16 protein-coding genes are annotated in these 12,899 nt (G+C 25.9%); 10 read left to right on the forward strand and 6 right to left on the reverse strand.

Going from position 1 to position 12,899, the window contains the following annotated elements:
• Both AVBRAN12642_RS07050 and AVBRAN12642_RS07055 read left to right on the forward strand, forming a co-directional pair.
• On the forward strand, window positions 1-576 hold a 576-nt coding region (locus AVBRAN12642_RS07050), incomplete at its 5' end, for a hypothetical protein (RefSeq protein WP_336608156.1).
• Window positions 577-589: 13 nt separating this feature from the next.
• A complete protein-coding gene (locus AVBRAN12642_RS07055; protein ID WP_336607659.1) occupies window positions 590-1,009 on the forward strand; it encodes a hypothetical protein in 420 nt (139 codons plus the stop codon).
• Window positions 1,010-1,061: 52 nt separating this feature from the next.
• Here AVBRAN12642_RS07055 and AVBRAN12642_RS07060 read toward each other — a convergent pair whose 3' ends face one another.
• Complete coding sequence (locus tag AVBRAN12642_RS07060) at window positions 1,062-1,565, reverse strand: hypothetical protein (protein WP_336607660.1); 504 nt, start codon at window positions 1,563-1,565, stop codon at window positions 1,062-1,064.
• A 180-nt stretch (window positions 1,566-1,745) separates the two neighbouring features.
• Between AVBRAN12642_RS07060 and AVBRAN12642_RS07065 the strand changes: the two genes are divergently transcribed.
• The 4 genes from AVBRAN12642_RS07065 (at window position 1,746) to AVBRAN12642_RS07080 (ending at window position 4,687) form a co-directional block, all read left to right on the forward strand.
• Window positions 1,746-2,423, forward strand: coding sequence for a hypothetical protein (locus AVBRAN12642_RS07065; RefSeq protein WP_336607661.1), 678 nt, complete (start codon window positions 1,746-1,748; stop codon window positions 2,421-2,423).
• 226 nt (window positions 2,424-2,649) lie between these two features.
• Window positions 2,650-3,372, forward strand: coding sequence for a hypothetical protein (locus AVBRAN12642_RS07070; RefSeq protein WP_214150573.1), 723 nt, complete (start codon window positions 2,650-2,652; stop codon window positions 3,370-3,372).
• Between the two features lie 336 nt (window positions 3,373-3,708).
• Window positions 3,709-4,086 (forward strand): hypothetical protein, encoded by a 378-nt coding sequence (locus tag AVBRAN12642_RS07075; RefSeq protein ID WP_336607662.1) that lies wholly within the window; start codon window positions 3,709-3,711, stop codon window positions 4,084-4,086.
• Between the two features lie 439 nt (window positions 4,087-4,525).
• Window positions 4,526-4,687: a hypothetical protein gene (locus tag AVBRAN12642_RS07080; protein ID WP_336607663.1), complete on the forward strand. Its 162-nt coding sequence runs from the start codon at window positions 4,526-4,528 to the stop codon at window positions 4,685-4,687.
• 18 nt (window positions 4,688-4,705) lie between these two features.
• Here the strand turns inward: AVBRAN12642_RS07080 and tpx are convergent, their stop codons facing one another.
• Window positions 4,706-5,182, reverse strand: coding sequence for a thiol peroxidase (gene tpx / locus AVBRAN12642_RS07085; RefSeq protein ID WP_214117430.1), 477 nt, complete (start codon window positions 5,180-5,182; stop codon window positions 4,706-4,708).
• A 198-nt stretch (window positions 5,183-5,380) separates the two neighbouring features.
• Between tpx and AVBRAN12642_RS07090 the strand changes: the two genes are divergently transcribed.
• Window positions 5,381-5,983, forward strand: coding sequence for a hypothetical protein (locus AVBRAN12642_RS07090; protein ID WP_336607664.1), 603 nt, complete (start codon window positions 5,381-5,383; stop codon window positions 5,981-5,983).
• On the opposite strand, the gene truA is transcribed toward AVBRAN12642_RS07090, so the two are convergent.
• Window positions 5,980-6,711 carry a tRNA pseudouridine(38-40) synthase TruA gene (gene truA, locus AVBRAN12642_RS07095; protein ID WP_336607665.1) on the reverse strand — a complete coding sequence of 244 codons (732 nt, stop codon included), beginning with the start codon at window positions 6,709-6,711 and terminating at the stop codon, window positions 5,980-5,982. The genes AVBRAN12642_RS07090 and truA overlap by 4 nt on opposite strands.
• A 105-nt stretch (window positions 6,712-6,816) precedes the next feature.
• On the opposite strand from truA, the gene AVBRAN12642_RS07100 reads away from it, so the two are divergent.
• From AVBRAN12642_RS07100 to AVBRAN12642_RS07110, 3 genes are all read left to right on the forward strand, one after another.
• On the forward strand, window positions 6,817-8,172 hold the full coding sequence (locus AVBRAN12642_RS07100; protein ID WP_214150486.1) for a sodium-dependent transporter: 1,356 nt from the start codon (window positions 6,817-6,819) through the stop codon (window positions 8,170-8,172).
• A 2-nt stretch (window positions 8,173-8,174) separates the two neighbouring features.
• Window positions 8,175-9,557 carry a sodium-dependent transporter gene (locus tag AVBRAN12642_RS07105; RefSeq protein WP_336607666.1) on the forward strand — a complete coding sequence of 461 codons (1,383 nt, stop codon included), beginning with the start codon at window positions 8,175-8,177 and terminating at the stop codon, window positions 9,555-9,557.
• Between the two features lie 263 nt (window positions 9,558-9,820).
• A complete protein-coding gene (locus AVBRAN12642_RS07110; protein ID WP_336607667.1) occupies window positions 9,821-11,281 on the forward strand; it encodes a hydrogenase small subunit in 1,461 nt (486 codons plus the stop codon).
• A gap of 31 nt (window positions 11,282-11,312) precedes the next feature.
• Here AVBRAN12642_RS07110 and AVBRAN12642_RS07115 read toward each other — a convergent pair whose 3' ends face one another.
• Genes AVBRAN12642_RS07115 through AVBRAN12642_RS07125 form a run of 3 tightly spaced genes read right to left on the reverse strand, consistent with a single transcriptional unit; the run spans window position 11,313 to window position 12,889 of the window.
• Window positions 11,313-11,981 (reverse strand): hypothetical protein, encoded by a 669-nt coding sequence (locus tag AVBRAN12642_RS07115; RefSeq protein WP_336607668.1) that lies wholly within the window; start codon window positions 11,979-11,981, stop codon window positions 11,313-11,315.
• Window positions 11,959-12,687 (reverse strand): alpha/beta fold hydrolase, encoded by a 729-nt coding sequence (locus AVBRAN12642_RS07120; protein WP_336607669.1) that lies wholly within the window; start codon window positions 12,685-12,687, stop codon window positions 11,959-11,961. The genes AVBRAN12642_RS07115 and AVBRAN12642_RS07120 overlap by 23 nt, the downstream gene beginning before the upstream one ends.
• A complete protein-coding gene (locus AVBRAN12642_RS07125; protein WP_214117422.1) occupies window positions 12,674-12,889 on the reverse strand; it encodes a type II toxin-antitoxin system Phd/YefM family antitoxin in 216 nt (71 codons plus the stop codon). The genes AVBRAN12642_RS07120 and AVBRAN12642_RS07125 overlap by 14 nt, the downstream gene beginning before the upstream one ends.
• Window positions 12,890-12,899 lie beyond the last annotated feature (10 nt).

Consider the following 12,899-nt stretch of genomic DNA (forward strand, 5'->3'; position numbering starts at 1 on the left):
AGTGAGATTGCTAATAAATTTTTAGAAGTTAGCCAAAATGCAGTGCTTAGTAAAGAAGAGATGTTAAACTCAAGGCTAGGAGTAAGGCTTGATGGCGAGATAAATGAATATAATTTATTGCAAATTACTAGCGTAGAACTTAATGCTAAAGGAGATGATATTAGCGATGAAATGTATGAAGCTCATAATACTATTTCAAAGGATTTAAGTGATACTATTTTAAAGGATAAAAATAAAGATGGTTCATTAACGCTAGATGAACTTATGTTAAATGAGAGTAAAGAAAAATATTTAGAAGAATTAGAAAATCTATATAAATACACTGAAAAAAATCAGATTGATAAAAAGCCTAAAATAGATTTAAGACTAAAAGAATACGCTATTAATGAAGAAAACAATCACATAAGAAAACTAAAGCAAGATATAAAATTATTTAAAAACTCAAATTCTTTAAAGATAAATGAAGATAAAGAAAAAGAATTAAAAGACAAAAATAATTTAGAAGAATTTTGTGAGTTTAGTATAAAGCTAATTGATGAGCTAAAAGATTATAAATTACTAGATTTAAAAGCTTAGAAAGGTCTTTAAAATGTTAAAAACAATATTTTATATAATGATTTTTTTAATATTTTTTATTATTGGTTTTTTAGTTTTTTTAAGTTACGGCAAAGCTGATAGTAATATCATAAATATTGTTAGCTTATCAATTGATAAAATAGAAGAAAAACTTATTAAAAATAATTATTGCAATTCTAAAGAAGATTGTATTAGTAGAACTTATATTTTATACGATTCGTCTTTTAATAATATTCATTTAAATATTTATAACAATGTAGATAGAACTACAAGCAATGAAATTTGTAATATGATGAAAAACATAAAAACACAAAATAAGCATATAGATTTTTATCTTGAGTTTTTTGAGTATTCTAAAGATGAGTATTATCAAGGATATAACAACAATAATCAAGCAATAAAACAAAAAGCATTTTATAAGTGTAAATATTAATAAGATTTAAAAGGAAAGGACTTTTTAAGCCATTTCCTTGATAATTTTAGAATTATTTATTTAAAAAAGTTTTTAAACTATTATATCTTTCACAACCCACACTAGATTGAGCATCACAAGCTCTTTTGTAATAACTCAAGGCTTTTTGTGGATTTGTTTCTAAACCATAATTTTTACCATCTTTTAAAACCAATCCATCTCCTGCTACAACGCAAAATTTGTTATGAGATGATTCGTTTTTTACTATTATATTTGGTAATTCGCATAATTTACTTATAGCTTTTTGAGCATCAATATAGGCTTCTTTAATATCAATTAATTGTTCTTTCACTAATTTTACATTAGCAATAGCTGTCATTAAACAACCACTAAAATTATCTTTAGCACATAAATCTTTTGAGTATTGATAACAAGCTTTCAAATCTTCTTTGCAGTATTCATCAAGCTCAAAAGCACAATTTGATTGGTCTTGATTTTTACAAGCTTTATCAATATTACTAATATCAACAGCAAATAAGCCTGAAATTAAAGCTAAACTTAATAATATCTTTTTCATAAACTCTCCTTAAAAATAATTTGAATTATATTGATTTATGAATTAATTTCTAATTAAATAATTACTATTGAATGAATTAAAATATTAAATATTTAAAGCTACTTAATACTTATTATTTGTTTATTTAAATAAGGAACACATTTTGCTCTTGTTTAATTATTATAAATTAAAGGAGAGCAAATGTTAATAAATAATAGGATTGTTCTTAGTTCTTTTACTAAGACAAATAACTTAAATGATAATAAAAAAGCTTCATTTGAAGAAGCTTTACAAGCTCAAAGTAAAGCAGCAAGCAATATAAATGATGAATTAATTAATAAGTGTATATCAAATTCTAAAGATGATTTTGCTTGGATGCACTATGGAAATTGTTTATTTTTTCCCACAGAATGGCATACTCCTAGAAAAGATAAAGAGACTTCAGATGATTATATAGCAAGATTACCTAAAGAAGATGTAGGGGTAATGATGTTTTTAGAAGCTTGTGGGATAGTTGAGACTAAAAAACTAGAATCAGTTAAAAATAATTTAGATTATGAAGGTTTAAAAGTAGCAGAAGAAATCATAGAGAACTATCAAATCACACCTGATTTGGAGTTAAAAATAATTGAATTTGCTAAAAAATCATCAAAAGAATTTATGAATAAATTTGATTTACCATCAGGTAGCGTAGGGCTTGACCACCCTAAATTACAAGCTATTTTTAAAAAACATGGAATTTCAATGGATGAATTTGTAGATAAAGAAAAATTAATGCAACAAAGCTTTAAATTTGATTTTGATAAAGAAAAAGATAAATTATTAGATGAATTAATGAAAATTAGTGATAACTCTAAGGCAAGATTAGGAATTAGCTAATTCCTAATTAGCTTTATTTGTTTAGGCTTAATGCTTATTAAGTTTATTTGTTGATTTAAAAATATTCTCAAATTTTTTAATGTAAGCTAATTGATTATGTTAAATCTAAAATAATTTTTTAATAATTATAGATACTTAAACAAATCATATAAATTTTTACAATATTAAGTATTTTTTAAGAATGGGGGGGGGTATTATTTTCTTTTTTATCAAAAAAGGAGAATGAATGAAGAAATTATTGTTTTCAACACTTTGTTTAGGTGCTTTAGGTGTAGCTGCTAATGCGGGAACTTATTCTGGTATTAATTTTGGCTTTTTATCTACTTCAAAAACAATGTTTATTATCAATAATAAAGAATATTTAGGCAATAATAATTGGGATATTAATGGCTATATTAGAACTTATAAAGAGCACGAAAGAGATTCTGAATTTGTTTGGAGTTTTGAGGCTAATTATTTTTGGAATAATTATAAAGATAGATTTGATGACTTAATTCCAATTATAAGAAATAATCAATTTGATTTTAGTGCTTTGATTGGTTATGGAATGTATGTTAATGATGAATATGAAGATGAGCTTAGTTTGAACTTAATGGGTGGTCTTGCGTATCATAATATGGGTATTAGAGGCGGTGCTATTTATGATATTAAGGGATTAAAATTTGGTTTAAGTGCCTTATCCAAACCATTTGATACAAAAAAATATATGGTAACTCTTGATGCTTATTATAATTTTTATTTAAGTAATAATTATTTTAGAGATGTTCAAAATGAATTTGGTGTGAAAAAGAATAGAAATGCTTATGATATATCTTTAGGTATGTTGTTTAATACTACACCATCTCGTTATAGCCCTTATGTCAGCACTAAAGTGGGTGTTAAAGATAATTTATTTTCACAAAAGAATAATAACCTTTATATAAATCTTGGTTTAGGTTTTCATTTTTAATTTAACTAATAATTTATAAATTTCGTGCTTTTTGGCACGGAATTTAAATCTAAAATTCGTTTTTAAATTCTGTTAAATGTTTGATTGATTTTAAAACTATATAAAATAATTTTGCAGGATAAAATCGCAATTAAAATCTTAAAATTATTATTAAAATAATATTTAGTGGTAAGAAATTTTAAATGACTGCTTTTTAAATAAAATAAGTGTTAAAAATTTTAAGGAATTTAAATTAAGAATTTGATTTTACTAATTATTTTTAAGTGCTTTAATCTTTTTTTAAGAATGGGGGGGGGGTATTATTCTTTTAAAAAAAATATAAAAAAAGGATAAATAATGAAAAAATTATTATTAAGCTTTAGTACTTTAACATTTTTAGTCGCTTGTGGCGATGGTAGTGTGGTTAAATTTAGTAAAGAAGATTTAGCCGACCCAAGATTACAATATGCTTTTGAAGAGATTAAAATAGAAAATAATAATGATAATATTGAATTTTATGCGATTGAAACAATTAAAAGAGAATTTTCTGAACTTTATACTTTATTTAAAAAAAATGAAATTAAAACTAAAGACAAGTATGATGTAGGAATATATGCGATAAATAAAACTAAAAATAATATAAAGCTTTTATATAACATTCGTTGTTTTGATGATATAAAAAGTTGTAATTTAAAAGATGAAACAAAAGGATTTTATTTAATAGGTAAAAATTAAATTTTGTTTTATTAGTTTTACTAGCTTTAAAAAATAATGTTGAAATCATATTTTGGATTTAAACATTCACAAGTTTTTTATATTTTTATTATGAATGAATTTAAATTAATATTTTTATAAATTATAAATGAGATAAATATTTGTAAAAAAATTGAATATTTTCAAAAAAAATCAAACTAGGACAAAATGCGACAAAAAAATATCGGCGTATTGGTTAAAAAAAATCTACTTAAAAATTCTATGTAATAGGCAAATTACAAATTTAGCAATTTCTTAAAAATTGTAAAAAATAATTATTATTTTAAGCAATCTTTAAGTGAAAAAAATAGTCCTTAAATATCTATGCTATCGCTAATTTAAGCTATTTTTAAGGTCGCATTTTGTCCTAGTTTGGTTTGTATTATAATTTTAAGTTTATTTTTGTTTTTAAAGGATTAATATGAAAAAAATACAAGTTTTATTATTATCAATTAAATTAATGGCTAATCCATTGATAACGATAGTAGATAATATAAATGATGTTTTAAATAATTTTATTTATGTTGGAATAGTGATTATTGTATTGATGGTATTGGTTTATTATAAAATATCTAAATCCTAAGATTTAGATATTTATTAATTACGCTAGAGCTTTTTCTAAAGCGTCAAAATTAGGTAGTTCTGTAATTTCAGCACAAACTTCGCTATAAACTATTTTTCCACCTTTTTGAACAAAAACAGCTCTAGTTGTAAGTCCTTCTAAAGCACCTTCTTGTATTCTACAGCCGTAGTTTTTAACAAATTCGCCGTATCTAAAATCACTAACTGGAATTATATTTTCTAAGCCTTCAGCAGTGCAAAATCTTGCAAAAGCAAAAGGTAAATCCATACTTACAACATAAACTTTCATTCCAAGTTTGTTAGCTTTTACATTAAATTCTCTAGCTTCTTTAGCACATACACCTGTATCAATACTAGGAACGCTTACTATGATAGCGTCTTCATTTAGATTAATTACGCTTAAATCTTTACCTACTACTTTAGTATCTTTAATACTATCTCCTAGCTTAATTGCTTCACTAATTGCAACAGGGCTACCTTTAAAATTAACTTTCATAAAATCTCCTTTTTTAAAAATAAGACAAAATTATTCCTATTTTTGGTTACAAAATGATAACTCAAAATATAAGGAATTTAAAATGTGATTTAATAATACAAAAAATAATATATTTTTACTAGTTTTTTTAAAAAATATAGCTGTTTATTGTCTAAAAATATTTAGTATTCATCGTTTTTTTTATTTTAGGAGAAGATTATGAAAAAGATTTTATATTCTGTTTTAACTTTAGGGTTTTTAAGTTCTTATGCTAACGCTTACAATCATACGGGAATTGAGTTTGGCGTGGGAAGTGATAATGTATTAAATTCTAATATTTATTATAAAAATTATAACAATATAGATGATTTAGTATATAGTGCAAATATAAGCGTATCAAAGCAAGAGAGTAAAACTTATTATGGTAAGTATAAATATAACATTTATTCATTTGGTGCTTTAGGTGGTTATGCGATTGGCTTACCTTATCAAGAATTAGATGATGCGTTAAATATATTAGCTGGAGCTTATTATTATTCAATAAAGCCAAAATATGATGGTATTTCAAGCTCTACTTTAAATGGATTTGGTATTCAAGCTGGAGTGCATTATTCTGTAAAAATTATTGATAATGTAACAGCAGGTGGAGAAATATTTTTGCATCATGATTTCCAAGATTTAAGTAGCACATATATTGGTGCTGGTGTTGAGGGAATTTATGATATTAATGAGAATTTATATGTAAATGCAAAAGTGGAATATCAAGGTAGAAGTAATTTTTCTAATTCAAAATTATTAGTGGGTATAGGATATAACTTCTAATACATTATGCTTTTAAGATAAAGTCCGCTTGGTTTTGCAAGGGTTCTTGAGTGAATTTCCTTGCAAGCTAATTGTTCTTTTAATTCAACTATACTTAATTTTTTTTCATTTATTTTAAGTAAAAAATCAACCATCAATCTAATCTGACCCCTTAAAAATCCATTAGCAAAAAAGTTCAAAACAACCAAATCTTTATACTTATAAATTCTAGTTTTATAAATAGTTCTAATGCTATTTTTATCATCATCAAGGCTTAAACAAAAATTAGCAAAATCATGCTCTCCTTCATATACTTTTAAAGCGTTTTTTAATAATTGAATATCAATTTCTTTTGAGTAATCACAGCAATATGCTTTATTAAAGGCGTTAAAATAAGGCGAGATTATATATCTATAGCTTCTAAGTTTTGCATCAAATCTAGGTTCAAATTCGCATTCTTTTATATGTTTTATATAAATACCATTTAGAGTATTGTTGAGTTTTTTTAATACAAAATCTTTATTTAATTTATAACTTGAACTAATTCTTGCCACATTGCAATTTGCATGCACTCCTTTATCAGTCCTACTAGCAAATATACTAGGCTTAAATACCCCAACACATTTTAAAGCATTATCAAGTGTATTTTGAACGCAAGTTAAATTTGGTTGCTTTGCTGAACCAAAAAATCTTGAACCATCATAGCTTAAGATTAGTTTGTATGTAAATTCTTTAGTATTTTTACACAAATTTTTGCCTTTTTTTATATATTTTTAATTTTTATTTATACAAATTTTTAAAAATTATTATAGAATGAAAGTTTTAACCTTAAAAAACCAAAAAAAGGGCTTATTTTGAATAATACATTTTCTAAAATTGGATTTATTTTAGCAGTTGCTGGTTCTGCTGTTGGACTTGGAAATGCGTGGAAATTCCCTACAATGGTAGGAACTAATGGTGGTTCAGCCTTTGTAATGTTGTTTATTTTGCTTACTTTAGGCGTTGGATTTGTTATATTTTTGTGCGAGTTATATATCGGTAAAGCATCAAGACTTGACCCTGCTAGTGCTTATTATTTTTTAGCACCTAAGTATAAAAAACCTTGGTCTTTAGTAGGCTTTACAATGATTGGGGCTTTATTAATCGTTAGTTTTTATAGTGTGATTATTGGCTGGATAATTTATTATATTTATTATTCACTATCTACTATTTTTAATATAAATACACTTAGCACTCAAATCGCTGATAATAAAGAGCTTTTTATTAATTTAGTGGAAACTAATTTAAGTGCTTTGATAATATGTTTTAGTATAGTGTTTTTTATAGCCTTTTACACGGTGGCAAAAGGTGTTAAAAATGGTATTGAAAAGCTAAATGTATTTATGATGCCAACATTATTTATAATGCTTTTATTAATGCTTTGCTATAGCTTTACTCAAGATGGTTTTAAAGACGCTTTTAATTTCTTATTTATGCCTGATTTTAGCAAGATTAATCAAGATTCTTTTTTAGACGCTTTAGGACTTGCTTGTTTTTCTTTAAGTATTGGAGCAGGTAGCATTATTACTTATTCAGCTAGCTTACCTGAAAGAACTAATTTTGTAAGTTCAACTTTTTATATAATTTTTATAAATCTTTTAATAGGTCTTATGATGGGGCTTATTGTATTTAGTTTTATTTTTGAGTTTAATGCTGACCCTAGTGCACAAGGTCCTGGGCTTATTTTTATTTCTTTGATTTCGCTTTTTGCAAAACTTGGACTTTTAGGCAAAATATTAGCTGTTACATTTTTTATAGCTTTATTTTTTGCAGGGATTACTAGTGCGGTTTCAATGATAGAGCCTTTTGTATTTTATCTAATAAATAAATTCAATTTCTCAAGAATAAAAGCTATTGTTTTAATTGGAGTAGTTGTTTATATTTTAGGGCTTTTATGTATATTTTCAGGCATTGAAGCTTATAAAAATAATTTAACATTTTTTGGAATGAATTTCTTTGATATTTTAGATAATGTTAGCTCAAATATCATTATGCCTTTTGGCTCATTTATGGCTGCAATTTTTGTTGGGTTTTTTATTAGCAAGCAAGATTTAAAAGAAACCTTTATCCCTTATATGGGTGAGCTTGGTTTTAAAATATGGATATTTTTTGCAAGATTTGTTGCACCACTTGCTGTGCTTGTTATTGTGTATTTTAAATTTAAAGGATAAAAATGAGAGAACAATTTTCTAAAATTGGCTTTATTTTAGCGATGGCAGGTTCTGCTGTTGGACTTGGAAATGCGTGGAAATTCCCTACAATGGTAGGAACTAATGGTGGTTCTATTTTTATATTGCTTTATTTAGTTTTAACATTTTTAGTAGCTTTTATGGTTTTTTTAGGAGAGCTTAGTATTGGTAAAATTACTCAAAAAGACGCTGTGAATGCTTTTAGCGATTTAGCAAAATCTAATAAAAAAGCTTGGGGATTTGCAGGATTTTTTATGATAGGAGCTATTTTAATAGTTTGTTTTTATAGCGTTGTAATAGGCTGGATTTTAAAATACATTTATTCTAGTTTTTTTGCTTTACCAAATTCTGTTAGCGAAGCTGGAGATTTATTTGGTAATTTATTGACAAAAGACTTATCATCTCAAATTATTTGCTTTAGCATAGTGTTTTTTATGATTTTTTGGGTTGTTAGTAAAGGAATTAAAAGTGGCATTGAAAAAATGAATGTATGGATGATGCCAAGTTTGTTTATATTATTAATTTTAATGCTTTTATATAGTTTTACTTTTGATGGATTTGTTAAGGCGTTTAGCTTTTTGTTTAAGCCTGATTTTTCTGTTTTATTTGTTGAAGATAAACTTAATATAAAATTAATTTTAGACGCTTTAGGGTTAAGCTTTTTTAGTCTTTCTATGGGTGTTTGCGTGGTTTTAACTTACGCTGCTAGTTTGCCAGAAAATATAAATGTAATTAAATCAACTTTATCAATTATTTTTATAAATATTTTAGTTGGTATTATGATGGGGCTTATTGTATTTACCTTTGTTTTTGAATATGGAGCAAATGCAAGCGAGCAAGGGCCAGGACTTATATTTGTAAGCCTTATGAGTTTATTTTCAAATCTTGGAATTATTGGAAATATACTTGCGATTGCATTTTTTATAGCACTACTTTTTGCTGGGCTTACTAGTGCTGTTTCAATGATTGAACCTTTTGCTTTTTATTTAATAAATAAATTTGGAATTTCAAGAAAACTTGCTCTAATTTATATAGGTATTTTTGTTTATATTATGGGGATATTTTGTATCTTAGGTTTTAATAATGAATATTCTTCAATTTTTACATTTTTTGATAAAAGTATATTTGATATATTAGATTATTTAACTTCTAATATTTTAATGCCATTATCAGCGATTATTACTTGTATTTTCGTAGGATTTTTCGTAGAAGTGAATAAACTTAAAACTTTATTTATTCCTTATATGGGTGAGTTTGGATTTAAAATATGGTTATTGTTTATAAGATTTATTTGTCCTATTGTAATACTTATAATAATGTTAGAGAATTTAGGTCTAACTAAGTATTTAAAGTCTATGTTTTTTTAAGATATATTTTTAACTAAGACTTATAAAAATTTATTAAAATTTGAAAAAAAGTATAATTTTAAGAATATTTAAAGTTTGGTTTAGTTAGTATTTATATTTCAAACTAAACTCATTTAGCCCCGTTAAAACGGGGTAAATATAAAATATATCTTAAATATACCGCTAGTTAAATTAGTAACTTGAGTAGAAAAGTTACTAATTTTAAAAATTATTTCGCTATTATTCATTTAATTTGATATTTTAAGCTTAAATAAAGGATTATTATGAATGCAAATGTATTAGCTCAAATTCAATCTACATTAAAAACTTTAGGCGTGAAAGCTGATGAAAAAGAAATCTACGAAAAAATCAATGCAAAAAAGTTAAAATTAATATGGCTACATTTTAGCGAATGCACAGGCTGTAGTGAGAGCTTTATTAGAAGTGAGAGTATTGGTCTTGATGATTTGATTTTTGATTTTATAGATTTAATCTATCACGAAACTTACATGGCAGCTAGTGGATTTTTAGCTGAAGATTTATTAGAAATTAAAGAGCCATTTTTATTAGTAGTTGAAGGTGCTATTGCTAGTAATGAGTTTTATACAAGTGGGGCTCCGGCTCACTCTGCTTTACATAAATTAAAAGAATTAACTAATCGTGCAAGTTGTGTTTATGCTGTAGGTTCATGCTCATCTTATGGTGGCATTCAAGCAGCTAAGCCAAATCCTACTAATTCTATTAGTATTGAAGATATTTTAGAAGGTGCTGTATTAATTCCTGGTTGTCCTCCAAGTGAGAGCAATATCATTGCTAGTATTTTACATTTTGCGTTTTTTGATAAAGCTCCTACATTAGATGATAATAATCGTCCTGCTTTTGCTTATTCAAAATGCTTACACGATATGTGCGAAAGAAAAATAGCTTTTGAGAGTGGGGAATTTGTTGAAGAATTTGGAGATGAAGCAGCTAAATCTGGCGCTTGTTTGTTTAAAGTAGGGTGTAAAGGACCATATACTTTTAATAATTGTCCTAAGACAAAGTTTAATGCTAAAACTTCTTGGCCGGTTCAAGCAGGGCATGGCTGTATTGCCTGTAGTGAAAGAGATTTTTGGGATAATTACGGCGTTTATGAACAATCACTCGCTAGTTCTTACGCACAAACTAAAAGAGCAAGGTGTTATGATGATTTAGCTAGATTTAATAAGGGCGATGAGGTTGTTGTAAGAGATGATGGGATTTATATTAATAATGAATTATCAGCTTTTTTAGAATTTGAAAGTAAAAATCACGCAGAATTATTAAATAAAAACAAATTAGGCGCTAAGTTATTAGCAAATTATAAAGAAAAATTTGGCTTAAACCTTGAAGGAGATAGCGAGATTTTAAATACTTTTAGTGGTATTTTAATAAGCTCGGCAAATATTTTAGGACTTAAATTAAGCTTAACTGAACTTCTTGATTTAGCTAATAAATATGAAATAGGAATTGCTAGTGGGCTTGATTTTAAATTAGCTAAAAAACCTATTTTAATGGATGTTAGTAAGTCTTTTAGATTGATTTTAATATATCGTTTAGGCGGACTTGATGATATTGCGATTTTGTTTGGTGTTGTTGATAGTATTGCTTCAATGATAGCGAAATCTTTAAAAATGCTAGAGTGTAAGAGTGTAAAGTTTGAAGGAGAATTATTCAAACATCAAATATTAGTTGATAGATTAAACTATCACTTAAAAAATTTCTAAGAATTTGAATTAAGAATTTATTTCTTAATTCTTATAAATATTTATCTAAATTATCTTTATATTTTAGGCTTAATCTTAAATAAAGTTCATTTATTTCATTTTTAAATTCTTCGTTTTTATAAGCATTTAAGAAATTGTTTTTATGCAAAATCTCTTTTTTGTTTTCACAATTATCAAGGTATAAATCTTTTAAATAAAGTTTAAGGTATTTGACTAAAAGCTCTAATGCTTTAAATATAAAAATTATTATTGGCTCATTTGAGATTTGCTTTACATTTAATAAAAATTGTGCTTTTAAATTATCAAAATCATACTTTATCAAAGGGCAAGGATGAGATGAAAAATCTTTATAAAATAAATCATATAAGCTAATTGCATTTATATCCAAAACCACTCCATCATCATTAACTAGAGCAAAAAACGGATATAGCTTACAAGCTAAAGGACGAAAAGCGCATAAGCCTTTATAAGAGCATTTGACAAAGCATAAAGTGATTGTTTTTTCACATTTTAATTTGTAAGCAATACTTGCAACTAGATTTAGATTGGTTTTATCTTTAATGTATTCATACTCGCTTCTTAGCATAGGAATTATTGTATCAAAAGGCTTATCTATATTACAGCAATGCCCGTTGCAAGATTTGTAGCAATCTTTAAAATAAATTATTTCTAATTCTTCAAGCTTTTTGAAAAAACTCATCAATAAAAGGCGTTAAATCATTTTGCATAAAGAAAAAATGATTTCCATTAAAGGTAATTAGTTTTGAGTTTTTGATTAAACCTTGCATTTTATTTGCTATGCTAAGTGGTGTTGCAGTGTCGCTTTCGCCCCATAATAGCAAGGTTTTCGTGTTGATTTTGCTAATTTCGTTTTGATAGTCTTCATCAACTACATTTTTAAAAGTCTCATACATAATAGGGCTTAGCGTAGCACCATCTTTACTAGCTAAAAATCTTCTTATATTTTTAAATCCTAATTTATTTAAGCATTTTGCAAGAAAGATTTTTAGCTTTACTTTAGGGCTTTTTGGTAGTTTTAACCCAGCACTAGCACATAAAATCAACGCATCATAATCATTCTTACTAGCCATTAGACAAGCAATTTTGCCACCATAAGAATGACCTAGCAAAATATCAACTTTTATATCTAATGCTTTTATAAATTCATTTGTCAAATTAAGATAATCAATAGAGTTAAAAGCATAATTTGGCTCATCACTTCCACCAAATCCTGCAAAGTCTAAAAATATCATTTGCTTACAATGCTTGCTTAAAGATTTTGTGAAAAATTGCTCCATTAGTTCTTTATTAGCACCCCATCCGTGCATTATTAAAGCTACTTTTTCTCCATTTCCTTGTCTTATTAGATAACTTAGCCCGAGATTTTTTATATTAATTCTTGCCATTTTTTTTGTCCTTATAAATAGCTTCTAAAATTACTAAAGCATTTTGTAATTTTTCATATTCGGCAAGGTTTAGCATAACACATTGGAATTTGTTATTTTTTACTACGAAGACTTTTTTATTTCCTTCAATTTTTTTTAAAATTGCAGAAAAATTACGAACTACATCAGTAGCTGAAAATATCTCATCTTGGCTAAATTTCATATTTTTCCTT

Origin of the sequence: Campylobacter sp. RM12642 (assembly GCF_020137635.1) — a bacterium.
In the GTDB taxonomy this organism is placed as follows: Bacteria; Campylobacterota; Campylobacteria; order Campylobacterales; family Campylobacteraceae; genus Campylobacter_E.

Coding starts and splice junctions, on each gene's coding strand:
- AVBRAN12642_RS07055 (WP_336607659.1), top strand. CDS start 590: ATGTTAAAAACAATATTTTATATAATGATTTTTTTAATATTTTTTATT.
- AVBRAN12642_RS07060 (WP_336607660.1), bottom strand. CDS start 1,565: ATGAAAAAGATATTATTAAGTTTAGCTTTAATTTCAGGCTTATTTGCT.
- AVBRAN12642_RS07065 (WP_336607661.1), top strand. CDS start 1,746: ATGTTAATAAATAATAGGATTGTTCTTAGTTCTTTTACTAAGACAAAT.
- AVBRAN12642_RS07070 (WP_214150573.1), top strand. CDS start 2,650: ATGAAGAAATTATTGTTTTCAACACTTTGTTTAGGTGCTTTAGGTGTA.
- AVBRAN12642_RS07075 (WP_336607662.1), top strand. CDS start 3,709: ATGAAAAAATTATTATTAAGCTTTAGTACTTTAACATTTTTAGTCGCT.
- AVBRAN12642_RS07080 (WP_336607663.1), top strand. CDS start 4,526: ATGAAAAAAATACAAGTTTTATTATTATCAATTAAATTAATGGCTAAT.
- tpx (WP_214117430.1), bottom strand. CDS start 5,182: ATGAAAGTTAATTTTAAAGGTAGCCCTGTTGCAATTAGTGAAGCAATT.
- AVBRAN12642_RS07090 (WP_336607664.1), top strand. CDS start 5,381: ATGAAAAAGATTTTATATTCTGTTTTAACTTTAGGGTTTTTAAGTTCT.
- AVBRAN12642_RS07105 (WP_336607666.1), top strand. CDS start 8,175: ATGAGAGAACAATTTTCTAAAATTGGCTTTATTTTAGCGATGGCAGGT.
- AVBRAN12642_RS07110 (WP_336607667.1), top strand. CDS start 9,821: ATGAATGCAAATGTATTAGCTCAAATTCAATCTACATTAAAAACTTTA.
- AVBRAN12642_RS07115 (WP_336607668.1), bottom strand. CDS start 11,981: ATGAGTTTTTTCAAAAAGCTTGAAGAATTAGAAATAATTTATTTTAAA.
- AVBRAN12642_RS07120 (WP_336607669.1), bottom strand. CDS start 12,687: ATGGCAAGAATTAATATAAAAAATCTCGGGCTAAGTTATCTAATAAGA.
- AVBRAN12642_RS07125 (WP_214117422.1), bottom strand. CDS start 12,889: ATGAAATTTAGCCAAGATGAGATATTTTCAGCTACTGATGTAGTTCGT.